This is a genomic window from Herbaspirillum sp. CAH-3, from assembly GCF_009668275.1.
GTDB lineage: Bacteria > Pseudomonadota > Gammaproteobacteria > Burkholderiales > Burkholderiaceae_D > Herbaspirillum > Herbaspirillum aquaticum.
In genome coordinates, this window is sequence record NZ_VSWE01000019.1 from 63,283 (window position 1) to 85,824 (window position 22,542).

The 22,542-nt window shown below is 64.1% G+C and carries 22 protein-coding genes; 13 read left to right on the top strand and 9 right to left on the bottom strand.

Going from position 1 to position 22,542, the window contains the following annotated elements:
• Positions 1-56: 56 nt before the first annotated feature.
• From phaP to FYB76_RS22390, 3 genes are all read right to left on the bottom strand, one after another.
• Positions 57-626 carry a TIGR01841 family phasin gene (gene phaP / locus FYB76_RS22380; protein WP_006463404.1) on the bottom strand — a complete coding sequence of 190 codons (570 nt, stop codon included), beginning with the start codon at positions 624-626 and terminating at the stop codon, positions 57-59.
• 237 nt (positions 627-863) lie between these two features.
• Positions 864-2,081 (bottom strand): patatin-like phospholipase family protein, encoded by a 1,218-nt coding sequence (locus tag FYB76_RS22385; protein ID WP_154135107.1) that lies wholly within the window; start codon positions 2,079-2,081, stop codon positions 864-866.
• Between the two features lie 133 nt (positions 2,082-2,214).
• Positions 2,215-2,421, bottom strand: a complete 207-nt coding sequence (locus FYB76_RS22390; RefSeq protein ID WP_034331418.1) for a DUF3717 domain-containing protein — start codon at positions 2,419-2,421, stop codon at positions 2,215-2,217.
• A gap of 266 nt (positions 2,422-2,687) precedes the next feature.
• Here FYB76_RS22390 and FYB76_RS22395 point away from each other — a divergent pair, with 266 nt between their 5' ends.
• The 7 genes from FYB76_RS22395 to FYB76_RS22425 all read left to right on the top strand — a co-directional run bounded on the left by FYB76_RS22395 (position 2,688) and on the right by FYB76_RS22425 (position 10,288).
• Complete coding sequence (locus tag FYB76_RS22395; RefSeq protein WP_154135108.1) at positions 2,688-3,923, top strand: SfnB family sulfur acquisition oxidoreductase; 1,236 nt, start codon at positions 2,688-2,690, stop codon at positions 3,921-3,923.
• A 40-nt stretch (positions 3,924-3,963) separates the two neighbouring features.
• Positions 3,964-5,226, top strand: a complete 1,263-nt coding sequence (locus FYB76_RS22400; protein WP_154135109.1) for an SfnB family sulfur acquisition oxidoreductase — start codon at positions 3,964-3,966, stop codon at positions 5,224-5,226.
• Positions 5,227-5,235: 9 nt separating this feature from the next.
• On the top strand, positions 5,236-6,615 hold the full coding sequence (locus tag FYB76_RS22405; protein WP_154135110.1) for an LLM class flavin-dependent oxidoreductase: 1,380 nt from the start codon (positions 5,236-5,238) through the stop codon (positions 6,613-6,615).
• Between the two features lie 121 nt (positions 6,616-6,736).
• Complete coding sequence (locus FYB76_RS22410) at positions 6,737-7,585, top strand: MetQ/NlpA family ABC transporter substrate-binding protein (protein WP_154135111.1); 849 nt, start codon at positions 6,737-6,739, stop codon at positions 7,583-7,585.
• Between the two features lie 123 nt (positions 7,586-7,708).
• Positions 7,709-7,858 carry a hypothetical protein gene (locus FYB76_RS26725; protein ID WP_195724703.1) on the top strand — a complete coding sequence of 50 codons (150 nt, stop codon included), beginning with the start codon at positions 7,709-7,711 and terminating at the stop codon, positions 7,856-7,858.
• Positions 7,859-7,996: 138 nt separating this feature from the next.
• On the top strand, positions 7,997-8,929 hold the full coding sequence (locus FYB76_RS22420) for a DMT family transporter (protein ID WP_154135113.1): 933 nt from the start codon (positions 7,997-7,999) through the stop codon (positions 8,927-8,929).
• A gap of 12 nt (positions 8,930-8,941) precedes the next feature.
• A complete protein-coding gene (locus tag FYB76_RS22425) occupies positions 8,942-10,288 on the top strand; it encodes a DUF2863 family protein (RefSeq protein ID WP_154135114.1) in 1,347 nt (448 codons plus the stop codon).
• A 9-nt stretch (positions 10,289-10,297) separates the two neighbouring features.
• Here FYB76_RS22425 and FYB76_RS22430 read toward each other — a convergent pair whose 3' ends face one another.
• Positions 10,298-10,624 (bottom strand): hypothetical protein, encoded by a 327-nt coding sequence (locus tag FYB76_RS22430; protein WP_154135115.1) that lies wholly within the window; start codon positions 10,622-10,624, stop codon positions 10,298-10,300.
• A gap of 414 nt (positions 10,625-11,038) precedes the next feature.
• Between FYB76_RS22430 and FYB76_RS22435 the strand changes: the two genes are divergently transcribed.
• Positions 11,039-11,884, top strand: coding sequence for a transporter substrate-binding domain-containing protein (locus FYB76_RS22435; RefSeq protein WP_088756920.1), 846 nt, complete (start codon positions 11,039-11,041; stop codon positions 11,882-11,884).
• A gap of 103 nt (positions 11,885-11,987) precedes the next feature.
• On the opposite strand, the gene FYB76_RS22440 is transcribed toward FYB76_RS22435, so the two are convergent.
• Positions 11,988-12,365, bottom strand: a complete 378-nt coding sequence (locus FYB76_RS22440) for a type II toxin-antitoxin system VapC family toxin (protein ID WP_338152878.1) — start codon at positions 12,363-12,365, stop codon at positions 11,988-11,990.
• A gap of 617 nt (positions 12,366-12,982) precedes the next feature.
• Between FYB76_RS22440 and FYB76_RS22445 the strand changes: the two genes are divergently transcribed.
• Positions 12,983-14,134: a sigma-54-dependent Fis family transcriptional regulator gene (locus FYB76_RS22445; protein WP_154135116.1), complete on the top strand. Its 1,152-nt coding sequence runs from the start codon at positions 12,983-12,985 to the stop codon at positions 14,132-14,134.
• An 84-nt stretch (positions 14,135-14,218) separates the two neighbouring features.
• Positions 14,219-16,021: an NAD(P)/FAD-dependent oxidoreductase gene (locus tag FYB76_RS22450; protein WP_154135117.1), complete on the top strand. Its 1,803-nt coding sequence runs from the start codon at positions 14,219-14,221 to the stop codon at positions 16,019-16,021.
• Between the two features lie 117 nt (positions 16,022-16,138).
• On the opposite strand, the gene FYB76_RS22455 is transcribed toward FYB76_RS22450, so the two are convergent.
• Complete coding sequence (locus FYB76_RS22455) at positions 16,139-16,912, bottom strand: amino acid ABC transporter ATP-binding protein (RefSeq protein ID WP_154135118.1); 774 nt, start codon at positions 16,910-16,912, stop codon at positions 16,139-16,141.
• A 10-nt stretch (positions 16,913-16,922) separates the two neighbouring features.
• A complete protein-coding gene (locus FYB76_RS22460) occupies positions 16,923-17,588 on the bottom strand; it encodes an amino acid ABC transporter permease (protein ID WP_008333808.1) in 666 nt (221 codons plus the stop codon).
• Between the two features lie 355 nt (positions 17,589-17,943).
• Between FYB76_RS22460 and FYB76_RS22465 the strand changes: the two genes are divergently transcribed.
• Together FYB76_RS22465 and FYB76_RS22470 are read left to right on the top strand one after the other, a co-directional pair.
• The gene (locus FYB76_RS22465) at positions 17,944-18,741 is read left to right on the top strand and encodes an SDR family NAD(P)-dependent oxidoreductase (RefSeq protein ID WP_088756914.1); all 798 of its coding nucleotides are present in this window, start codon (positions 17,944-17,946) and stop codon (positions 18,739-18,741) included.
• A gap of 68 nt (positions 18,742-18,809) precedes the next feature.
• Positions 18,810-20,075, top strand: coding sequence for a D-amino acid dehydrogenase (locus FYB76_RS22470; protein WP_154135119.1), 1,266 nt, complete (start codon positions 18,810-18,812; stop codon positions 20,073-20,075).
• A gap of 15 nt (positions 20,076-20,090) precedes the next feature.
• Here the strand turns inward: FYB76_RS22470 and FYB76_RS22475 are convergent, their stop codons facing one another.
• A complete protein-coding gene (locus tag FYB76_RS22475; protein ID WP_154135120.1) occupies positions 20,091-20,543 on the bottom strand; it encodes a hypothetical protein in 453 nt (150 codons plus the stop codon).
• Between the two features lie 250 nt (positions 20,544-20,793).
• On the opposite strand from FYB76_RS22475, the gene FYB76_RS22480 reads away from it, so the two are divergent.
• The gene (locus FYB76_RS22480; protein ID WP_088756911.1) at positions 20,794-21,369 is read left to right on the top strand and encodes a cell division protein FtsI; all 576 of its coding nucleotides are present in this window, start codon (positions 20,794-20,796) and stop codon (positions 21,367-21,369) included.
• A 141-nt stretch (positions 21,370-21,510) separates the two neighbouring features.
• Here the strand turns inward: FYB76_RS22480 and FYB76_RS22485 are convergent, their stop codons facing one another.
• The gene (locus tag FYB76_RS22485) at positions 21,511-22,188 is read right to left on the bottom strand and encodes a flagellar basal body L-ring protein FlgH (protein ID WP_145607372.1); all 678 of its coding nucleotides are present in this window, start codon (positions 22,186-22,188) and stop codon (positions 21,511-21,513) included.
• Between the last annotated feature and the right edge of the window lie 354 nt (positions 22,189-22,542).

Here is a 22,542-nt window from a genome sequence, read left to right on the forward strand (position 1 = left end):
AAACGCCGCTCCGGTGACCCGGGGCGGCGTTTTGTTTTTACGGCCTGAAGTGAAGATTACTTCTTGGCGCGGGCCGAAGCGACGGTCTTTTCAGCAGCAGCGGTGAACTGTTTGGTCGCGTTGGCCAGGTTGGCTTCCAGCGTTTCGACCGCTTGCTTGGAGTTCTTGGACAGTTGCTCGTAGGCAGCGTTGGCGTTGGTCAGGGTGGCCTTCAGGATCGAGACGGCTTGCTCCGAACCCGGGGGCGCGTTCTTGCTGATCTCGTCGATCAGGGCCGACAGCTTGCGGCTGGTTTCGGAGATCTGGGCTTCGGCAGCCTTGGTGAATTCAGCCTGGGTCGAGGACACGATACCGGCCAGGTGGCGGCTGTAGGCGGTGGCCTTTTCAGCGCCCGGCTGGGCTTGGGCGGCGGCCAGCGACAGCAGTTCCTGCGGGTCCTTGGCGGCGGCCAGCTGCTTGGCCGCAGCGGTGGCTTCTTCCAGGGTGGCCTTGGTGGCCGACAGGTTCAGCTCAACGATCTTTTCCACGCCTTCGAAGGCCTTGGCGGTCAGGTTGTTGATGAGGTCCAGGTGGGCTTGCAGGTTGGCCTTGGTGGCGGCGGAAAACTGATCTTGGTACGAAAACATGTGCATCTCCTAGGTGATATGACAAATGAGCTTGCCGACGAGCGTGACGATCAAAACAATCGGCGTTCGAGCGCGGCTTTCGACCAGAATCAATCAACAATCATGATTTGTGCGCCGCAACAATTCTTATTTTATGCACTTCTTTGGTGAAATCAAGTGTTATTTGTGCGGCGCACAAAAAATAATCCGCCGCGTGGACATTTTGCTACGCCGCACCAGCAGCGGCTTTGCGGGTGATCAAGCCGAACGTTCGGTCGTTTTCTCCGGACGGTCGTGGGTGTCGCCGCTGGGAAGGTCATGGACCACGATGCCGGTCTCGCTCTCGGAAAACGGACAGCCCTTGCCCAGCGCGATGGCACGCAGGCCATCCTGGTAACCCTGTTCCCAGCGCCACATCACCGAGCCCCTGGCGAAGTTGACGTCCTTGGAGGCCATGTTCCAGTCGCGCCCGGCGTAGGCCAGGCGCACGATGTGGATGGTGCTGTCGGCACCGAGCTCCTCCATCATCTGGCGATCCTGCTGGGTCAGCATGCTCGGGGGCAGGCGCTTGTAGAGCGCGTGGGCCGCGCGGCGCAGCTTGTATTGCTGCAGGTAGGCATCGATGTGGCGCTGCGAACGGGAGGCGAAGGTGACATCCTTCTCGCGCGTCTGCACCTCTTCCAGTGTGCGCGGCTCCGGTCCGTCGGCATGCCACAGGTCGACCATCATGCAGAGCAGGTTGGTACGCGGCTCATCGTTCAACACGGCTTCCAGCGGCGTATTGGAATACAGCCCGCCATCCCAGTACAGCTCGCCGTCGATGCGCACCGGCGCAAAGCCCGGGGGCAGGGCACCGCTGGCCATGACATGTTCTGGCCCCAGCGGCCGCTGGCGCGAATCGAAATTGACCAGGGTGCCACAGGTGACCTTGACCGCCGCGACCGTCATGCGGATGCCGGAGGGACCGTTGAGGTAATCGAAGTCGACCAGGCGCGACAGCGTCTCCCCCAGCTCGGCAGTGCTGTAGAAACTGGCCTCGTCGGGCGGCACCGGCAGCCCCAGCGCAAAGGGGTTCAGCGGACGCGGACGGAAGAAGCCGGCCGTGCCGCGCAGAAATGTATCGAGCGTGGTCAGGCGGGTGGCCCAGGGGCGCAAGGCGTCCGGAACCTGGCGCAGGTCGAACGCGTCCGGATGCGCCACCGTCTCCCAGAATTCACGCAGGCGGTCGATGCGGGTCTCGCGCGGGTTGCCCGCAATCAAGGCGGCATTGATGGCACCGATGGAGGTGCCGACCACCCAGTCGGGGGTCAGGTCGTTCTCGTGCAGGGCCTGGTAGACCCCGGCCTGGTAGGCGCCCAGCGCACCGCCTCCCTGCAGCACCAGCGCCACGCGCGGCTTGGCGGCCACGGCGGCGGTGGCGGCGGTGGCGGATTTGCGGCGGGGGGAGGGCGGCGACTGATCCTGGTCCTTGCGCATCGTTCTTCCTTTCAGGGATACCGGATGGATCCGGCAACAACGTGAAGGTTCTGCAACAACAGCAGGAGTCTACGATAACGCGCTTACGGGGAAGTGACCGAAAAGGGCGCAGGCGCGCCCGCAACGTCAGCGATCAGCTGGCCAGCCAGGCCTCGATCAGCTGGCGCGCCTGGGCATCGATCTGCTCCAGGTCCACTTCATGGCGGCGATGGAAAATCATCATCGCGTACAGGCCCGCCAAGGCATTGACTTCGGGTGACAGTGCGCACTCCTCTCCGCTGGCCGGGCGCTGGTGGCGCCAGTAGTTGATTGCATCTTCGAGTTCGGTGAGGGTGAGCATGGCGGTATTTCTTGATAAAGACGTAAGGTAAAACGTCGGCGCATTCTACTCCATTTCGGCCTCCGGTACTGGTTGAAAACACAGTATGGCCGGGCTTGCCGAGCCTCCATGCAATTTCCGCATAAGCATCTGCGCACGCTGCAGCATGCGAAAAACAAGCAAGCACATGCGCAATGCTTCGTTCGGATTCGCTCCCCGCTTTGCTCTAATGGGACCCCTCGCGCGCGCCCTTCGGCGCTGCCCGCACTATCCCTCAGGAGTGGTTCATGTCCGCGCACATCCTAGAAACCGTCCGCCGTCCCGGCCTGCGCCAGGCCCAGCGCATTACCAGTCAAGCGCAGGCACTGCAGGTTGCCGCCGAGCTGGCCGCCGAGTTTGCCCGGAGCGCCGCCGAGCGCGACCGTGCACGCATCCTGCCGTTCGACCAGATCGAACGCTTTTCGCACAGCGGCCTGTGGGCCATTACCGTACCGCGCTCCCATGGCGGTATCGGCGCGTCCTGGCAGACGGTGGCCGAGGTGTTTCGGCTGATCTCTGCCGCCGATCCTTCCATCGGCCAGATTCCGCAAAATCATTTCGGCAATCTCAACCTGATCGCCAACCTTGCCAGTGAAGAGCAACAGCGCTTCTTCTTCAACGAGGTGCTCGAAGGCGCACGCCTGGGCAATGCCGGGCCCGAGCGCAACGGCAAGAACGTGCTCGACGTGCGTACCCGCGCCACCCTCGACACCGCAGCAGGTGATGGTAGCTACCTGCTCAATGGCACGCGTTTCTATTCCACCGGCGCGCTCTATGCGCACTGGATCCCCAGCCGCGCCATCGATGACGAGGGCCAGCCGCTGGTGGTCTACAGCCGCCACGATGCGCCGGGTTTGCGGGTGATCGATGACTGGTCCAGCTTCGGCCAGCGCACCACGGCCAGCGGCACGGTGGTGTTCGACAACGTGCGCGTGCCGGCTGCGCAGGTGCTGCCCTTGAAGGACGCGCTGCAGCAACCCAACAACATCGGCCCGGTCTCGCAGCTGATCCAGGCCGCCATCGATGCCGGCATCGCCCACGCGGCCGTGCAGGACACCATCGCCTTCGTCACCACCCGTTCGCGTCCCTATGTGGATAGCGGCCTGGAGCGCGCCAGCGACGATCCCTACATCCTGCGCGACATCGGTAACCTGAGCCTGCGGCTGCATGCGGCCGAAGCGCTGCTGGAGGATGCGGCCGCCGTGCTCGACAGCCTGCCCGCCAAGATCAGCTTCGAGCAGATGGCACAAGCCTCGGTGGCCGTGGCCGAGGCCAAGGTGCTGTCCACTGAAGTGGCCTTGCTGGCCTCGGAAAAACTGTTCGAACTGTCCGGTTCGGCCGCGACACTGGCCAGCCACAACCTCGACCGCCACTGGCGCAATGCGCGCGTGCACACGCTGCATGATCCGGTGCGCTGGAAATATTTTGCGGTCGGCAATTACGCCCTGAACGGCACGCCGCCGCCGCGCCACTCCTGGAGCTGATGCCCGGACCCTGCCTTCCCTCATTCGAACGCGAACCATCATGACCCAGACCGCTGCCGCCCAGGCCACCCACACCACGCTCGATTCCCTGCCGCCGCCGTCGAGCACGCCGCCGCGCCTGGTAGCGCGCATCCGCGACGATGCCGAGGCCATTGCGGCCGCGCGCAAACTGGCCGAGGACTTCAGCCGCGAAGCCGCCCTGCGCGACCGCGAGCGCAAGCTGCCCTGGGATGAGCTGGAACGCTACGTGCGTTCAGGCCTGTGGGGCATCACCGTACCCAAGGAATACGGCGGCGCGGGCGTCAGCTACGGGACGCTCGCCGAAGTCATCGCCACCATCTCGGCAGCGGATGGTTCCATCGGACAGATTCCGCAAAACCATTTCTATGCGGTGGAACTGATCCGCGTCAACGGCAGCGAATCGCAGAAGCGCTTCTTCTTCGACCGCGTGCTGCAGGGCGACCGCTTCGGCAACGCTCTGGCCGAACTCGGCACCAAGACTTCGCATGACCGCAAGACCCGGCTGAGCCGCAACGAACATGGCACCGGCTACCGCATCAACGGCCGCAAGTTCTACGCCACCGGTGCGCTCTATGCCGACTGGGTGCCGACCTCGGTGATCGATGAAGAGGGTGTGCAGCAACTGGCCATCGTGCCGCGCCATGCCCCGGGCCTGACCATCATCGACGACTGGTCCGGCTTCGGCCAGCGCACCACCGGCAGCGGCAGTGCCGTGTTTGAAAACGTCCGTGTGCCGGCCGATGCCGTGATCGGGTTTGCCACTGCCTTCTCGCGCCCCACGCAGATCGGCCCGATGGCGCAGATCCAGCACGCGGCCATCGATCTGGGCATCGCGCGCGCGGCCTATGCGGACCTGCTGCAATTCGTGCGCACCCGTTCGCGCCCTTGGGTCGACAGCGGTGTGGAACGCGCGGGAGACGATCCGCTCACCATTCGCGAAGTGGGTGACCTGACCATCCAGTTGCACGCCGCCGAAGCGCTGGTGCGCCGCGCCGGCCGCAAGGTCGATGCAGCGGCCGCCGAGCCCACTGAAGACAGCATCGCAGAGGCGTCCATTGCGGTCGCCGAGGCACGCGTGCTGACCACCGAAGTCTCGCTGGCGGCCGGCAGCAAACTGTTTGAGCTGGCCGGTTCGCAATCGACCCTGTCCGAACACAATCTCGACCGCCACTGGCGCAATGCCCGCACCCATACGCTGCATGACCCGGTGCGCTGGAAATATCACGCCATCGGCAATTACGTCCTGAATGGCAAGAAGCCGCCGCGCCACGGCGCGATCTGAGGAGCCCGCATGGCCAAGAAGGAAATCCGTCTCAACGCATTCAACATGAATTGCGTCAGCCACATCAACCACGGCCTGTGGACGCACCCGCGCGACCGCTCGCAGGACTACACCGACATCGGCTACTGGACCGACCTGGCGCGCCTGCTGGAACGCGGCAAGTTCGACGGCCTGTTCCTGGCCGATATCGTCGGCGTCTATGACGTCTACCAGGGCAACACCGACCTCACCCTGCGCGAGACCATACAGCTGCCCGTGAACGACCCGCTGATGCTGGTCTCGGCCATGGCGGCAGTGACCGAACACCTGGGCTTTGGCATCACCGCCAACCTGACCTATGAGGCGCCGTTCCTGTTTGCGCGCCGCATGTCCACGCTGGATCACTTGAGCCGTGGCCGTGTGGGCTGGAACATCGTCACCGGTTATCTCGACAGCGCCGCGCGCGCCATGGGCTTGCACGAACAGCTGGAACACGATCAGCGCTATGACCGCGCCGATGAATTCATGGAAGTGGTCTACAAACTCTGGGAAGGCAGCTGGGAAGACGGTGCCGTGGTGCGTGACCGCGCGCGCCGCGTCTATGCCGACCCGGCCAAGGTGCACAAGATTGCGCATCACGGCGACTACTACCATGTTGAAGGCATCCACCTGAGCGAGCCCTCGCGCCAGCGCACGCCGGTGCTGTACCAGGCCGGTTCGTCCGGACGCGGGCAGGCCTTCGGTGCACGCCATGCGGAATGCGTGTTCATCTCCAGCCAGAGCAAGGACGCCACCCGCAAGCTGGTGCAGAGCATTCGTGACGGTGCGGTACGCGAGGGACGCGATCCGGATGCCATCAAGATCTTCATGGGCCTGACGGTGGTGACCGGCCGCACCGATGCGGAGGCTCAGGAGCGCTTCCGCGAATATGCCAGCTATGCCAGTCCCGAAGCGGGGCTCGCGCATTTCTCGGCGGGCACCGGCATCGACTTTTCAAAGTATGAACTGGATGAACCGATCCGCGCGGCCAAGACCAATGCCATCGAATCGCTGACCAAGGTGGTCACGCAACCGGAGCTGAACTGGACCAAGCGCAAGCTGCTGCAACAGCTCGAACTGGGTGGCCGCTACGCCAGCATCGTGGGCGCGCCCGATCGTATCGCCGATGAACTGGAAAGCTGGGTGGCCGACACCGGCATTGACGGCTACAACCTGACCCGCACGGTCACGCCGGAGAGTTTCGAAGACTTCGTCAACCTGGTCATTCCGGTGCTGCAGGAACGCGGTTCCTACAAGCGCGACTATGCCCAGGGGACCTTGCGTGAAAAACTTTTCCAGCGCGGTGCTACCTTGCCGCAAGAGCACGTGGGTGCGGGTTTCCGGGCGGGAGCGGCGGTCGAGCACGCCTGAAGAAAATCGCCTGGTGGCTGCGCGCAGACACATGCGCGCAGCACATAAGCAAAGCGGAAATGATTCCTTCCGCACCGGTTGAGGGCTCGCTACATTGGCCTTTTTTCAACCGGGGAAAACAATGAAATCGTTCGTCACCAACTGGCTTTCTGGCCTTGCCATGGGCGTGCTGGCCAGCGCCACCATCACGGTCCAGGCCGCCACCGACCAGGTGATCCGCGTGGGCGTGACCAGTGGTCCGCATGCGCAGATTTTCGAGCAGGCACGCCGCGTCTTCGAGCGTGACAATCCTGGCTACAAGGTCAAGATCATCGAATTCAACGACTACATCCAGCCCAATGCGGCGCTGGACGCAGGCGAGCTCGATGCCAACAGCTACCAGCATCGTCCCTTCCTCAATGCGCAGATCAAGGCGCGCGGCTACAAGCTCTATGCCGAGGGCAAGACCATGATCGGGCCCATGGCAATTTATTCGCGCAAGTATCGCAAGCTGGACGATGTGCCGGTGGGGGCCAAGATCGGCATTCCCAATGACCCGGCCAACGAGAGCCGCGTGCTGCTGCTGTTGCAGAAGCAGGGCATCATCAAGCTGCGCGAGGGCATCGATCCGCTGACCGGCACCAATGCCACGCCCATCGACATCACCGAGAATCCGAAGAAGTGGAAGTTCGTCGAGATCGACGCCGCGCAATTGCCGCGCACGCTCGATGACCTGGATGCCTCGGCCATCAATGCCGACTATGCCTCCAAGGCCGGCTTCAATCCCGCGCGCGACAGCCTGCTCGTGGAAAGCGGCGACAGCCCCTATGCCTGCCTGATCGCCCTGCGTGACAAGGACCGCGCGCAGCCTTGGCTGGGCAGGCTGGTGCAGGCGTATCAGTCGCCGGAGGTGAAGCGGTATATCGAGACGGAGTTCAAGGGGGGGGATTTTGGCGGCTTGGTGAGCGCGATCGTTATTGCCGGACGTTGATTTGTTTTGATGGCGCGGCAAAGTTTTTGAAGCGCGTCAACGTCGAGAGAGCGGCCCTTATAGTGAAGTCCCGGCGCATGTCCACATGCGGCCGGTTCAACGTTCACGAGAGGGAATTCGCGCATGTCATTTTTTCGCAAGCTCTGGCAGGATCTTAAAAACGGCGAAATGCATGCCGGTGCGCTGGTGGCTGAGCTTGGCACTATTGGGTTCGTATTGCTGCTTCTGCTGTTGGGCGGTGTCAAAAAGCTCATCGAGACTTTCTGGCAGTGACCTCGCCGCATTTGTCTTTTCCACAGGGCTGCACGCCCTCATCCGGTTCACTTCGTTCGAGCAGGTAAAATGCTGGCTCCATTCACCGGAGCCAGCGTCGTCCATGCCGCCGGCCTCGACACGATATCCGAACCGAACATGAGCTACACCCCCAGCCGCCCCATGGGCTATGGCTGCCTGATCCTGAGCATGTCCCTGGTCGGCGCCTACGTCGCGCTGACCAAGCCGCTGGCGGCGCTGCTGCCGGTATTCCTGCTGGCCTGGCTGCGCTTCGCCATCGGCGCGGTCGCCATGCTGCGCTGGCTGAAGAAACCGGCCGATGAAAAGCCGCTCTCCACGCAGTCGCGCTGGCTGGTTTTCCTCGAATCCTTCCTCGGCAATTTCCTCTTCACGCTCTGCATGATTACCGGCGTATCCATGACCAATGCGGTCTCGGCGGGCGTGATCATGTCTTCCATTCCGGCGGTGGTGGCGGTGATGAGCTGGGTCTTCCTCAAGGAAAAAATCAGCTTGCGCGTCTGGGGCGCGGTGGCCTGCGGCGCCATCGGCATCGGCTTGCTGTCGCTGGCCAAGGACAGCCATGGCGCGGCCGCCGCCACCGGCGGGCAGAGCGCCTGGCTGGGCAACGTGCTTGTGTTCTGCGCCGTACTGTGCGAGGCGGCCTATGCCGTCATCGGCAAGAAGCTGACCACGGTCCTCACGCCCAAGCGCATCAGCGCCGTCATCAACCTGTGGGGCCTGCTGCTGATGACCCCCATGGGCTTGTACACCGCGCTGCAATTCAATTTCTCCACCGTGCCGGTCAACATCTGGCTGCTGCTGGTGTTCTATGCCCTGGCCGCCAGCGTCTGGACCGTGTGGCTGTGGATGACGGGATTGAAGGTGGTCCCGGCTGCACGTGCAGGCGTCTTTACCGTGATGCTGCCGGTCTCGGCCGCCGTGGTCGGGGTGCTGGCGCTGGGTGAGAGCCTCTCGGCCCTGCAGGCCGGCGCCTTCGCCGTGGCCCTGGCCGGGATGCTCCTGGCCACGCTGCCGGGCCGCAGTACCGCCGAAAAATTACCGCTGAACTGAGCGAGGAAAAAAATGAATCAAGCCAAACGCCCCACCGGCAAACCACATTCCCCCAGCCCCAAGAAAGCCGCCCCCGGCCACGCCAAGCCAGCCGCGAAGGCGGGCCCCAAGCCCGCGCCCGCGGGTGCGTCGCGCGACAAGCCCAAGACCCACGTCTCCACTGAAGCCGCCCGCCGTCGCCAGCACCAGGCGCATGCTGCCTCGCAGAGCCTGGATGAAGATGAACTGCGCGTGCAGCAGATGGTGGCGCTGGCCAGTGCCGTGGCCGCCGATGCGCCGGACCGTGCAGGCCGCCGTGTCGGCCAGGATGAACTGGAACGCATGGTGCGCAATACCCTGCGCGAGCGCGATGACGACACCCTTTACGAAGCGCTGGAACAGTTGCGCTACGACGATCCGCGCGGCCACGGCTTCCTGCGCGAAGTGGTGGAAGAGGGCGCCGACATCATCGTGCTGCGCCGGGGCGAGAAGGAGCTGGAGATCAACGCCTTCCTGATCCCCTTGCTGGCCCGTACACGCGGCGGCCTGCGCGAGGAGCAGGCCCTGGCCGATGGCGATGCCTTCGACACCCTGCGCGAGAGCATCCAGAAGGCCGGACTGGAAAGCGCCAAGGCGCGCGTGGTACTGGTGCACCATCTCTACCACCCGGAAGAGATCAACGCCTTGAGCTTCAGCGAAGTGGAAGCCATGAACCGCGATGCCTTCGCCTCGCTGACCGACAAGAAGATCCTGAGCGTGCCGGCCATCGAGCGCAGCATGCGCGGCTGGCCGGCCAGCCATTTCGCGGCCGACGATGAGGCGCTGGAACTGCGCTTCCTGCTGGGCTTTTCGCTCAAGGATGTGGATGATCCCTTCTACGCGATTCCGCAGGAGGAAGCCGCCGCCGATGCTTACTTCGAAGCACGCGCGCAGCGCTTCCGCCAGTGGAGCGAAGAGATCACGCCATTGATGCAGCAATGCCTGACCGGGCAATCCGGCGAGGTTGCGCAGTGCCAGTTGCACTTCCTGTACCAGGATCTGTTCCATGGGGCCAAGCACACCGGCAATGGCGAATACCGCACCTTGCAGATGCTCTCCGAACTGGAGGCCGGCCTGGCGCAATCCGGTGCGCAGGCAACTGAGGCCAGCGCCTTCCTCGCGCTGGTGGACGAGGACGACGAGACCACCCTGCAGGTCGTGCTGCGCAATGCGCAAGCCACGCTGGCGCGCTCTGAACATCTGGTCGAGGGCGATTTGCAGGCGGTGCTGTTCGATGCCGCCGATGCGGTAGCCTCGCTGGGCGTGACCGCTGTGCGCCTGGCCGATGGCTTTGATGCGGATGGACAGCCGCTGCGTGTACGTGATCTGCCGGCGGCCTGACTTGCGCGTTCAGTCCAGCAGCGCCTGCAGGCTCGTTCCCGCGGGCTGGCAGCGGAAAATCAACTCGACCTGCATCGGCCGCCAGCCACGGATGAGCTGGCGCAGGTCGGCCTGCATCTGCTGCTTGCCGCAGAAGGCGGTGGCTTTTTCGCGGGCTGCCGAGGTCAGGGCAGGGATCGACATGGTGTAGCTCACCCCCGTGGCCGAGACCGTGTAGAGATCGTCGCGGCCAGCGCTGACTTCGCTGAAGTTGGCGCAGCCACCCAGGGCGGCGACACCGAGGCAGGCGGCGACCAGGCTGCCCCGACGGCGATGATGATGAAGTTGAGTGCGCATGAGATCCCCCGTTGTGCTCGTGACGCGTGCCGTCGGCAGAATTGCCCTGCGGCATCAACGCGACAGGGCAAGCCTACGCGCAGCCTGGCCGCCGTTGGAAGTGGCTTACCCGGTTTTACCCGGATGGCGTGGCTGTAAAAAAATCTTCAACAACGCTCGTTAAAGAGGGGCAGCTGTCAATTTTCGTACAGGCATGTCAGGGCGATGCTACGTCACGTGAACAGTAAATAATTTCCTGCCTGCTGGGAGGCAAGGGCATGCGGCTCCCCGTGCCTGGTATTTGCCTGCGCGAGCCGCTGGCGGCTGGGCTAAAATCATCGACGCCGTTCGGCTCGGGCCGGGCTGCAGACCACGTGTGCCATGCTGCCGATCACAGTGCAGCGGCGCCATCCGCCAAATCAGGGAGAACCGAGAATGACCAACCGTCGCAGTTTCATCACCGGCGTGGCCGGCCTTGCCGCCGCTACTGCCATCCCCAATGTCTTCGCCCAGGCCGCCGCTGCGACCGGCTCCACGGAACCGACCCTGGCCCGCGTGCAGCGGACCAAGACCCTGCGCATCGGTGCCGTGCGCGGTGCCGCACCGTACTACAACAAGGACCTGGCCAGCGGCGAGTGGGGCGGCTTCATGATCGATTTCGCCAAGAGCCTGGCGGCCAGCCTGAACGTGAAACTGGACATCACCGAGACCACCTGGGGCAACTCGGTGCTGGACCTGCAGACGCACAAGATCGACCTGTTCTTCGGCATGAACCCGACCCCGGCGCGCCGCGAGGTGATCGGCTTCACCGAGCCACTGTTCCTCAATGCCTTCACGATCGTCTCCAAGAAGGAATTCAAGACCTGGGCCGACCTGAACAAGCCGGAAGTGAAGATCGCCGTGGACATCGGTTCCTCGCACGACCAGATGATCAGCCGCGTCTGTCCCAACGCCACCATCGTGCGCCTGGAAAAGGCCGACGATGCCACCCTGGCGCTGCAGACCGGCCGTGTCGATGCGCAGGTGCTGGTGTGGCTGCTGGCCCTGAACATCCTCAAGAAGAATCCTTCGCTGGGCAAGATGACCGTACCGCAGCCCTTGGAAGCGACCTCCACCAACATCGGCGTGCCCAAGGAAGAGGACAAGGCCTGGGTCGAGACCATCAACAAGTGGATCGTCGCAGAGCGCGCTGCCGGCAAGATCAAGCCGACCGTGCTGGGCAACCTGCAGAAGCTCTCCGGGGTGAAGCCTGAGGATGTGCCGGCGCAGATTCCGCTGTAATGGCGGTTGGCCCGATCGGCCCCGCTGCAAGCAAGGAAAACCCGCACGGCATTGCCAGTGCGGGTTTTTTATTGGCGGGTCGGAGGGCGCTTGTGGGCAGAATTCAGTTGCCCAGCAAACGCATGCCGGCGGTTCTGGCGGCCTTGCGATCAAAGGTCAGCGTATCGCTGCATCCAGCCTGGTAGCCGTTGCGTTCGATCAGGCAATCCGCAAATCCTGCTGTTGATTCAGCGAAGCGGTGCAGAGCCTGCAATGCGCTTTCGGCGTTTTCCACAATGATTTCAGGCGCCAGCAGGAGCCTCTCGATGATGCGCACCAATTGGGGTTTGCGCACCTTGTAGGCAGCATCCAGCACCCATACCAATTCTGCCAGGGCGATCTGGGAGAGGAAGCCCGGATGCTGTTCGTCCAGCGATTCGATCAGTGTCGTGGCTTGCGCTGACTGCAGCGGATGGTCTTGGGCGAAGTAGCGGGCCAGCACATTGGTATCCAATCCGATCATCGCGCTGCCCCGCCTCGTTGGGTGATGGCGCGCTCCATTTCCTCCAGGGACACGGTACGCTGCGGCGACCGTACGCACCCCTTGAGTGCAAGGATGGATCCTGAAGGGACACCACGACTGGCTGGTGAAGGGGATTGCGACCGAGGCTCGGCCGCGATGGCTTGCTTGTTTTTCGCAGTGGACTCAAGTACGTGGGGAGCGATGGCTGCGGTAGGCACGGTGAACCTCCAGTCAGGGGAAAGGGGAGAGCCGCGAAGTTGCCAGATGCCCTCTCCGAAGTCGAGGCCATGACGAATTTTTGCAGGAGAGTCTCGATTTTCTGCGGCGTCTCTCTCGCCCGGTGATTGGCGAAACCGGGCCTGCGGGAGCGGCCATCCATGCGACAAGCCGCTGTCGCCATCCCGCCATCGCCACCTGGGCGATTGGCCCCGTCGCTCCTTGAGACAAGCGTCTCACCATCCCCCGATGCTGCGCCGCAGGACAACTCCCCGCGCACGCTGTGCTACAACATCACCCATCGCTTCACCGTCGTCTGCGCCCTGGTCCGCATTGATGCCAAGGGATCTGCGCAGTATCGTCCAGCCAGGAGCCCCCCCATGCCCTTCGTTGCGAAAGTCAGCCATCTCGACCGCGTGCGCCGCCTGCTCGACGGCCAGCCTGATCCTGCCGCCAGTCCCTACCTGCAACGGCTGAGCTCATCCTACCTGCGGTCGCTGGACCAGCACCACTTGGACCCGGCCGACATGCGCGGCCCGCGCGTGTTGAGCTCGGGCGAGCTGCGCCAGGTACAGCAGGGCGAGGAAGATTTCCTGCGGGCATCCGGCCAATGCCTGTCGATGCTGCACCAGACCGTGCGCGAAGCCGATTACTGCGTGATGCTCACCAATGCCGGCGGTACCACCATCGACTATCGCGTGGACCGCGAGCGCCGGCATGACTTCAAGCGCGCCGGTCTCTACCTCGGCTCCTGCTGGTCCGAGAGCGAAGAGGGGACCTGCGGGGTGGCCGCCGTGCTGCAGGACGCCTTGCCGATCACGGTCCACAAGAGCGATCACTTCCGCGCCGCCTTCACCACGCTGACCTGCAGCGCCGCGCCCATCTTCTCACCGTCGGGCGAGCTGATCGGCGTCCTCGATGCCTCGGCGATCCGCTCGCCCGATGCACGCGACAGCCAGAACCTGGTCAACCGCATCGTCCTGCAAAGTGCCACCCTGATCGAGGACGGCTATTTCCTCAATGCGATGGCCTGCGCCTGGGTGCTGCTGGTGCACCGCAGCCGCCATTATGTGGAAGCGCAACCGGAAATCCTCATCGCCTTCGATGCCCTTGGCAACATCATCGCCGCCAATCGCCGGGCGCGCGAATGCATTGCGGGATTGCAGCAACTGCCGCGCCCCATGGGCGAGATCTTCGACCTGCACTTCGAAGGCCTGCTCGACAGCCGCGCCCTGCAAGGCTTGCACCTGCTGCGCCTGCATGGCGGTGCCACACTCTATGGCCGCGTCCGCGCACCGGTCTCGCGTGCGGTGCGTCCGGCCCGCGCGCATGCAGCCGGGACGCCGGCGCCCGCGGGCAGCGAGAGCCAGGCCATCCAGGCCGATGAACGCCAGGAGCGCGACCAGATCGTCGCAGCCCTGACCGAATGCAAATGGCGTGCGCCGCACGCCGCCCAATTGCTGGGCATGTCACGCGCCACGCTGTACCGGCGCATGGCGCGCTACCGCATCCTGCCGCCGCATCGACGTTAGCGCTGCAGGCTTCACCCAGGCGGTCAAAGAACCGCCACCCCCATCCAACCACGAGATCTATTGTCGAGATAGAGGAGACTTGTCATGCCCGAAGAAACCCCCAGCCAGTCCATCGCCCACACGCTGGAAACCCTGCAGGCCGCCCTGCGCGAAGGCAATGCCGCCAAGGCCGCCGCCCTGTTCGAGGAGGATGGCTACTGGCGCGACCTGATCGCCTTCACCTGGAACATCAAGACCCTGGAAGGCCGCGAGCAGATCCGCGCCATGCTGCAATCGCAAGTGCCGCAGCTGGGACCGATACAGCTGCGCCTGGATCCCGATGAGACACCATCGCAAGCCGATGGCGTGACCCAGGGCTGGATCCTGCTGGAGACCGGCATCGCCCGCGGCAAGGGCTACCTGCGCCTGCGCGACGGCAAGATCTGGACCCTGCTGACCACCGCCGCCGAACTGAAGGGCCACGAAGAGCACAAGGGCGTAAACCGCCCGCGCGGGGCGGTGCATGGCGTGCATACGCAGCGCCGTACCTGGAAGGAAGAGCGCGAAGCGGAGGCACGCGAACTGGGCTACCAGCAGCAACCGTACTGCCTCATCATCGGCGGCGGGCAGGGTGGCATTGCGCTGGGTGCGCGGCTGCGCCAGCTGGGTGTGCCCACCATCATCATCGAACGCAACGAGCGCGCCGGCGACAGCTGGCGCAAGCGCTACAAGTCGCTGTGCCTGCATGATCCGGTGTGGTACGACCATCTGCCCTACATTCCCTTCCCCGAGAACTGGCCCGTCTTCGCGCCCAAGGACAAGATCGGCGACTGGCTGGAGATGTATGCCAAGGTGATGGAGCTGAACTACTGGGGTTCCACCGTCTGCAAGTCCGCCAGCTTCGACGAGAGCACGCAGAAGTGGACCGTCGTGGTCGAGCGCGAAGGCCGGGAAGTCGTGCTGCAGCCGACCCAGCTGGTGCTGGCTACCGGCATGTCGGGCAAGCCCAATGTGCCGCAGTTTCCCGGAGCGGAAAATTTCCAAGGCGATCAGCATCACTCCTCGCGCCATCCCGGCCCCGATCCTTATCGCGGCAAGAAGGTGGTGGTGGTCGGCTCCAACAATTCGGCACACGACATCTGCGCGGCACTCTGGGAGAACGGCGTGGACGTGACCATGCTGCAGCGTTCGTCCACCCACATCGTCAAGTCCGATTCGTTGATGGAACTGGCCCTCGGTGATCTCTATTCGGAGCGCGCGGTGGCCAGCGGCCTCACGACCGGCAAGGCCGACCTGCTGTTTGCGTCGATCCCCTACAAGGTCTTGCCGTCCATGCAAAAGCAGGTGTTCGACAAGATCCGCGAACGCGATGCGGACTTCTACCGGCGGCTCGAAGATGCCGGCTTCCTGCTCGATTTCGGCGACGACGATTCGGGCCTGTTCATGAAATACCTGCGGCGCGGCTCCGGCTACTACATTGACGTGGGTGCCTCCGAGCTGATCGCCGAGGGCAAGATCCGCCTCAAGAGCGGCGTCGACGTCAAAGAGATCCGCGCGCACTCCATCCTGCTCTCCGATGGCAGTGAATTGCCGGCCGACGTGATCGTCTATGCCACCGGTTACGGCTCCATGAATGGCTGGGCTGCCGACCTGATCTCGCACGAGGTGGCCGACAAGGTCGGCAAGTGCTGGGGACTGGGATCGGCTACCACCAAGGATCCGGGACCCTGGGAAGGCGAGCAGCGCAACATGTGGAAGCCCACGCAGCAACCAGCGCTGTGGTTCCATGGCGGCAACCTGCACCAGTCGCGCCACTATTCGCTGTATCTGGCGCTGCAGTTGAAGGCGCGCATGGAGGGCATTGCGACACCGGTGTATGGCTTGCAGGAGGTGCACCATCTCCGGTAAGGCCTGCAGCTGAGTCCGGTAAAAAAAATGGCGCGCAGGGAAATCTGCGCGCCAATTTTTCGTCCGGCTGAAATGCTGCTGTCAGCCCGGGTTCAATGCGATGTCCATCGCTCCCGGTCAGGCATTGAAGCGGGCCAGGAAAGCCTGCGTCGCGGCCTCCCGCGGATTGTCGATCACCTGCGACGGCGGGCCGGCTTCGACCACCACGCCATCGCGCATGAACACCACCTGGTCCGCCACTTCACGGGCGAAGGCGATCTCGTGCGTGACCAGGATCATGGTCATGCCATCGGCGGCCAGGCCGCGGATCACGTTGAGCACTTCGCCGACCAGCTCCGGGTCCAGCGCCGAGGTTGCTTCATCGAACAGCATCACGTCCGGCTGCATGGCCAGCGCGCGGGCGATGGCGATGCGCTGCTTCTGGCCACCGGAGAGCTTCTGTGGATACATGTCGGCGCGGTCCGACAGGCCCACCTTCTGCAGCAGCGCCATGGCCTTGGCGCGCGCTTCGGCCTTGGGCGTGCGCAGCACGGTGACCATGCCTTCCATCACGTTTTCCACGGCCGTCATGTGCGGGAACAGGTTGAAGTGCTGGAACACCATGCCGGTGCGCTCCCGGAAGGCGGCCAGCTCGCGGTCCTTGGGCAGGCGCGACTTGCGCCCGCTGAATTCGAAGTGGCGCTCGCCGATGCGCACCGTGCCCAGGTCAGGCACGGTCAGCAGGTTCAGGCAGCGCAGCAGCGTGGACTTGCCCGAGCCCGAGGGACCGATCATGGCCACGACGCTGCCACGGGGCACGGCGATGGAAATGTCCTTGAGCACCACGTGCTCGCCAAAGGCCTTCTTGAGATTGCTGATCTGGATCATCGCGTCCGAGTGTTGGTTGTTCATCGTGATCTCCTCAACCGTGCTGGACCGACAGGCGGTTTTCCAGGCGCTTGGCCCAGATGGTGGCCGGCAGCAGGATCACGAAGTAGATGATGGCCACCAGGGTGTAGATCTCCAGCGGACGATAGGTTTCGTGGGCGATGATCTGGCCCTGGTAGAGCAGGTCCGGCACGGCCAGCACCGACAGCAGCGAGGTGTTCTTCAACTGCATGATGGACTGGTTCACCAGCGGCGGCGTCATGCGCTTGAAGGCCTGCGGCAGGATCACGCGCTTCATCAGCTGGAAACGCGTCATGCCCAGTGCCCAGCCCGCTTCGGACTGGCCGACATCGATGGAGACGATGCCGCCGCGAATGATCTCGGAATAGAACGCACCGCCATAGAGCGCCAGCGACAGCATGGCCGCCGTGCCGGCCGACATCTCGATGCCCAGCAGTACCGGCAGCGCATAGTAGAACCACACCAGCTGCACCAGCACCGGCGTGCAGCGGAACACTTCGACGAAGGCGCGCAGCGGGCCGGAGATGAAGGGGTTCGACGACAGCCGGCCCAGGCCGACCACCAGGCCCACCAGGAGGCCCAGCGCAATACAGGCCACGGTGTAGGAGAGGGTATAGACGAAGCCGATTCCGATGATGCTCCTGAATTGCCAGAGCGAGCCGAAGTCCCATTGATACATCTGCGATTTTCCTTGGTTGCCAATTGCATGAGCCCGGGGAGGGCAGGGTGTGCTGCGCATGCACGAACCATGCCCTGTTCGTCCGGGACACTTGCGCGCCGGGTGCCGGGAGGAGGGAGGACATGGGAAGAACTGCCCGCGCGTGGATTGCAAGCGATTGCAATCGACGCTGCGGCGTGCCGCGAACCCGGCCATTGTAAAGGAGAACGCCTGGAGCACGAACTGAACAAAACGTCTCATCATGCGCCGGGAACCCCCGTAGATGCGGGCTTTGGCTAAAATGACGGGATTGCGCAAGTGAAGTGTTTTGCCAAATTCCCGGTCAGCGGGAACGCGCTGTTTCACCTTTTGGATCATGAACCCGTCCCCTTTTCCTTCCCTTCCTGCTGCCACTCCACCCCATTGCGGGCGTGTCATCCTCATCACCGGTGCCGCGCGCGGCATCGGTGCGGCGGTGGCCTTGAGCGTGGCCTCACCCGATGCCGCCCTGGTCCTGCATGCCCGCACCGAGTCGCCGGAGCTGCAGGCGGTGGCGCAGCAATGCCGCGCGCAGGGCGCACAGTGCACGCTGGCGCTGGGCGACCTGGCCGATCCGCACACCGCAGCGCAGTTGCGCGACACCGCGCTCACGCACTACGGCAGGCTCGATGCGCTGGTGGCCAATGCCGGCTTTGCCGATCGCAAGCGCATCGGCGAACTCGCTGATGCGGACTGGTCGCGCTCGCTCGATGCGCTCCTGGGTGGCTTCTTCCGCCTGATCACCGCCTGCCGCGCGCCGTTGGAGGCCAGCGGGCAGGGCCGCGTGGTGGCGGTGAGCTCGTTCGTGGCGCATGTGTTCCGCCTGGGCGAATCGGGCTTTCCGGCGTCGGCAGCGGCCAAGGCCGGCATCGAGGCGCTGGTGAAATCGCTGGCGGTGCAGGTGGCCGCGGCCGGGGTGACGGTCAACGCAGTAGCGCCCGGCTACGTTCAGAAAAGTGACCCGGCCAAGTCGGCCATCGACCCGGCCGCCTGGCAGGCGGCGCTGGCGCGTATCCCGCTGCAGCGCCTGGGACAGCCGCAAGAGATCGCCAACGTGATCGCCTTCCTCCTGAGCCCGGCCGCTTCCTACGTCACCGGACAGGTGTGGCATGTGGATGGCGGACTCACCCTGTAATGCGCAAACGATTCAAATAATTTAAATCATTTATATCATTTATATTTTTCGGAAGTTGAACTGAGACCATGCGCATCATCGTGCTGGGCGCCGGCATCGTCGGCGTCACCACTGCTTATTTCCTCCGCGAACGCGGCCACGAGGTGGTTGTGGTGGAGCGTCGCGCCGAGGTGGCCGCCGAGACCAGCGTCGGCAATGCCGGCCATGTCTGCCCCTCGTATGCCACGCCGTGGGCGGCGCCGGGCATGCCGGCCAAGTCGCTGAAGTGGTCGATGCAGAGCTGGCTGGGCATCGAGGCGGCCTTGCGCTTCACGCCGCGCCTGGATGCGCACCAGTGGAAGTGGCTCAAGACTTTCCTGGCGCAATGCACGCCCGAGCGCTATGCCGTCAACAAGGCGCGCATGGGGCGCCTGGCGCGCTACAGCCACAGCCAGCTGAAGCAGATCCGCGAGCGTCTGGACATCCGCTACGAACAGACCACCGGCGGCAACCTGCAATTGTTCCGCACCCAGGAAGGACTGGACAACGCCGGGCTGTCGACCCAGGTATTGGCCGAAGCCGGTGTGCCCTACGAGCTGCTCGATGCCGATGGCTGCGTGGCATTCGATCCGGGCCTGCATGCGGCCCGCCACGAATTGAAGGGCGGCCTGCTGCTGCCCATGGATGAGACCGGCAATTGCCCGCTCTTTGCGCGGGCCCTGGCAGGATGGCTGCAGGCCCATGGGGTGGAGTTCCACTTGTCCACAGAGGTGCAGGCCATCGAGGTGGCCGGTGGCCAGGTCAGCGGCTTGCGCACGCCCACCGGCACCTTGCGTGCCGATGCCTACGTGGTCGCTTGCGCCAGTGCGTCAGTGCCCATGCTGAAACCCCTGGGGCTGGACCTGCCCATCTATCCGGTCAAGGGCTATGCCATCACGGTGCCGGTGGCCGATCCCAAGAGCGCGCCGCGCAGTGGCGTCATGGACGAGTACTACAAGGTCGCCATCACCCGCATGGGCAATTCCATCCGTGCGGCCGGCACCGCCGAGATCGGCAGCTGGGATACGCGGGTGACCCCGCGCGATTGCGCCACCGCCCTGAAGTCGCTGAAGAATCTTTATCCACAGGGCGCCGACCTGGCCAAGGTCGAGTACTGGGCCGGACTGCGCCCGATGACACCGGATGGCGCACCGCTCATCGGCGCCACCCGCTACGCCAACCTGTGGCTCAACGCCGGCCATGGCTCCAATGGCTGGACCACGGCCTGCGGTTCCTCGGCCATCATTGCCGACAAGATCTCGGGCGTGGCCAGCGCCATCGACAGCGCCGACCTGGAACCGCAGCGCTCATTCTGAAGGCCGTGCGCTTGATCAGCGCTCAAACAGCGCATCCACGTTGGCGCCATTGCTGAAGCTGCTCACGGCCCAGCCGGCGGGGGCCTTGTAGAAGATGAACATCCAGGGAATGGCCTGGCGTTCGGTCTTTTCGATATAGGTCAGCTTGAGCAGCGATTCCCCCACTTTTTCAGAGCGGATGAATTCGTAGCCCACCGAATTGCCGACCAGTGCTTCGATGGCCATGCGCGCGTTGCGTGCATTGGTGCGTGCGCCCTCGAAGGCGCGGATGTCCACCAGCGCATAAGGGGAGAGCAGGCCGTAGGCGTCATCGGTGCGGCCGGCGCCGGCCTGGGCCATGACCTTGTCGGCCAGGGCGCGTACTTCGGTTTCGGATTTGAGGGTGTCGGCGTGGGCGGCGTGCAGCAGGCCGGTGAATGCGAAAGCGGCCAGCGAAGCCAGCAGCGAACGGAGGATGAGCGAGGGCATGGAAGTCTCCTTGTAAGGCAGCACACAAATTGGCACAGGCGCCTATTGTGCCAGCACTGCGCCAGTCTTCCACCGGGTCTGCCGGTGCGCCGCGTACACGCCTGTTAAGCGTGCGCAGGGTCAGCGTAAATCAAGGTAAAACGATCCTGAAGCAGCAATAGGCGCCGCTATGATGGGCAGCCTGCAATCCCGGCCACCTGCGCCATGCGGGGATCGTGAAAGCCAAGGGATTGCGCTCGGGGAGAGCATCATGCGCACCATCATCATCGCCACCTTGCTGGCTTCATCGCTGTCGGGCTGCATCGTCACTTCCGGCAATGCCCTGGTCGACGCCGTGGGACTGGTCGGGTCCACCGCCTCCAGCGTGCGCGCGATGACGCCCAATTCGGTCCAGAATCCCATCGTCTACAGCAAGGATCCGATCCACGAGGTCTGCATCGAGTGGAATGGTTCGGTGGCGCTGAGCGACTTCGTGCCCGGCCTGCAGGGCGAGCTGCAGAAGCACGGCGTGCAAAGCCGCGTCTACGATGCCGGCACCCAGTCCCTGGCCTGCCCGGTGACGTTGAGCTATGTGGGCTACGTCAAGTGGGATACCAAGGTCTTCACCGATGCCTATACCCCCTATCTCACCTATGCCGCGCTGACCCTGCGCCGCGAGGGACGCGTACTGGGGACGGCGCAGTACCGGCTGGGTTCCTTCGGCCAGGACAAGTGGGCCAGCGCCGGCGACAAGCTGGCGCCGCTGGTCGATGCGCTCTTCCCCGGCAACCCGCAGGTGGCGGACAACTCTCCGGGCAACATGCGCAGTGCGGCCAACGGATTTTGAACACCGGGGGTGGTATTGCACCCTTGCGCTATCCCTGGCCCAATGAACAACGGCAAGCCCCAGGCTTGCCGTTGTCGTTTCCGGCGGGCCGTCTTCGCGTGCGCAGCGCCGACGCCATTACCCGTTCACCCGATCATCCGATCACCAGATGGTCAGCAGGCGCCGGAAGAAATTGCCATCGCTGCTGGCGTCGGCAATGGAGCCGCCACCGACCTGTTCCAGGCGCGCATCGGCCACGTTGGAAGAGGCCACGATGCCGCCGCGGATGTCGCGCGTGCGCACCACGCCCGAGAAGCGCAGGGTGTTGGTGTTGCCGTTGACGCCGATGCGCTTTTCGCCGGCCACCACCAGGTTGCGGTTGGGCAGCACTTCGACGATGGAGACCATCAGCGTGCCGCTCATGGTGTTGGTATTGCTGCTGTCGCCGGAACCCTTGAAGGTATTGCTGCCGCTGGCCGAATAATTGGCGTCGTAGAGTTGCGTGAACAGTCCGCCCAGCGGTGCGCCCGAGCCCGGTCCCTTTTGCGAGAGCGTGGTGTCGCGGCTGTTGTTGGTGGCAGCCTTGTTGCTGCTGCTGATGGATTCGGAGATGTCGATCTTGATGATGTCGCCGACGTTGTAGGTGGTCGGTTCCTCGAACAGCTGGGCGCTGGAGACGCGGAAGATGGCGCCATTGTTTTCCACGTTGGCCACCTGGTAGGCCGGCCGCACGCTGGTGGGCCCGGTGACCATGGGCGCCGGGCTGCTGCAGGCCGACAGCAGGGCCGATAGCGATGCGGCCAGTGCGCAGGCACCGGCAAGGCGATACTGGAATGTCATGCTGCTCCCCCGATGGCGGCCAGGCTGGATGCCGGGCGGCGCGTGCAGGGATGATGGCCGCTGGCGGCGTAAGCAGCGGTTAGGCCCGTGTAAAGTGCGGCAAACAATCATCAATGGCGGTTAAGTCGTATGCCTGGCAGCATTAAGCGCAGGTTAATGCTGGATCGAACCAGCATTAAATACCGGTGAGCCCGGCCGATTTCGCCTGCCGCGTGTCACCGCCGTGGATGGCACACCACAGCCGCGCTGTTGTGATCGCTTTGACTCGGGCTTGACGCTGGTTTGCCCTCAATGCGTCGGCGTTTTTCCGTGCATAATGGCGCCACCCCCAACTCAGCGGTCCCGCTTGGCGTG

What these genes read in the sequence shown, in the direction of transcription:
- FYB76_RS22405 (WP_154135110.1), top strand. Translation starts at nt 5,236, where the DNA reads ATGGCCAAGAAGGAAATCCGTCTCAACGCATTCAACATGAATTGCGTC.
- FYB76_RS22450 (WP_154135117.1), top strand. Translation starts at nt 14,219, where the DNA reads ATGCCCGAAGAAACCCCCAGCCAGTCCATCGCCCACACGCTGGAAACC.
- FYB76_RS22420 (WP_154135113.1), top strand. Translation starts at nt 7,997, where the DNA reads ATGAGCTACACCCCCAGCCGCCCCATGGGCTATGGCTGCCTGATCCTG.
- FYB76_RS22435 (WP_088756920.1), top strand. Translation starts at nt 11,039, where the DNA reads ATGACCAACCGTCGCAGTTTCATCACCGGCGTGGCCGGCCTTGCCGCC.
- FYB76_RS26725 (WP_195724703.1), top strand. Translation starts at nt 7,709, where the DNA reads ATGTCATTTTTTCGCAAGCTCTGGCAGGATCTTAAAAACGGCGAAATG.
- FYB76_RS22480 (WP_088756911.1), top strand. Translation starts at nt 20,794, where the DNA reads ATGCGCACCATCATCATCGCCACCTTGCTGGCTTCATCGCTGTCGGGC.
- phaP (WP_006463404.1), bottom strand. Translation starts at nt 626, where the DNA reads ATGTTTTCGTACCAAGATCAGTTTTCCGCCGCCACCAAGGCCAACCTG.
- FYB76_RS22410 (WP_154135111.1), top strand. Translation starts at nt 6,737, where the DNA reads ATGAAATCGTTCGTCACCAACTGGCTTTCTGGCCTTGCCATGGGCGTG.
- FYB76_RS22395 (WP_154135108.1), top strand. Translation starts at nt 2,688, where the DNA reads ATGTCCGCGCACATCCTAGAAACCGTCCGCCGTCCCGGCCTGCGCCAG.
- FYB76_RS22425 (WP_154135114.1), top strand. Translation starts at nt 8,942, where the DNA reads ATGAATCAAGCCAAACGCCCCACCGGCAAACCACATTCCCCCAGCCCC.
- FYB76_RS22390 (WP_034331418.1), bottom strand. Translation starts at nt 2,421, where the DNA reads ATGCTCACCCTCACCGAACTCGAAGATGCAATCAACTACTGGCGCCAC.
- FYB76_RS22385 (WP_154135107.1), bottom strand. Translation starts at nt 2,081, where the DNA reads ATGCGCAAGGACCAGGATCAGTCGCCGCCCTCCCCCCGCCGCAAATCC.
- FYB76_RS22455 (WP_154135118.1), bottom strand. Translation starts at nt 16,912, where the DNA reads ATGAACAACCAACACTCGGACGCGATGATCCAGATCAGCAATCTCAAG.
- FYB76_RS22460 (WP_008333808.1), bottom strand. Translation starts at nt 17,588, where the DNA reads ATGTATCAATGGGACTTCGGCTCGCTCTGGCAATTCAGGAGCATCATC.
- FYB76_RS22445 (WP_154135116.1), top strand. Translation starts at nt 12,983, where the DNA reads ATGCCCTTCGTTGCGAAAGTCAGCCATCTCGACCGCGTGCGCCGCCTG.
- FYB76_RS22400 (WP_154135109.1), top strand. Translation starts at nt 3,964, where the DNA reads ATGACCCAGACCGCTGCCGCCCAGGCCACCCACACCACGCTCGATTCC.
- FYB76_RS22485 (WP_145607372.1), bottom strand. Translation starts at nt 22,188, where the DNA reads ATGACATTCCAGTATCGCCTTGCCGGTGCCTGCGCACTGGCCGCATCG.
- FYB76_RS22430 (WP_154135115.1), bottom strand. Translation starts at nt 10,624, where the DNA reads ATGCGCACTCAACTTCATCATCATCGCCGTCGGGGCAGCCTGGTCGCC.
- FYB76_RS22465 (WP_088756914.1), top strand. Translation starts at nt 17,944, where the DNA reads ATGAACCCGTCCCCTTTTCCTTCCCTTCCTGCTGCCACTCCACCCCAT.
- FYB76_RS22475 (WP_154135120.1), bottom strand. Translation starts at nt 20,543, where the DNA reads ATGCCCTCGCTCATCCTCCGTTCGCTGCTGGCTTCGCTGGCCGCTTTC.
- FYB76_RS22470 (WP_154135119.1), top strand. Translation starts at nt 18,810, where the DNA reads ATGCGCATCATCGTGCTGGGCGCCGGCATCGTCGGCGTCACCACTGCT.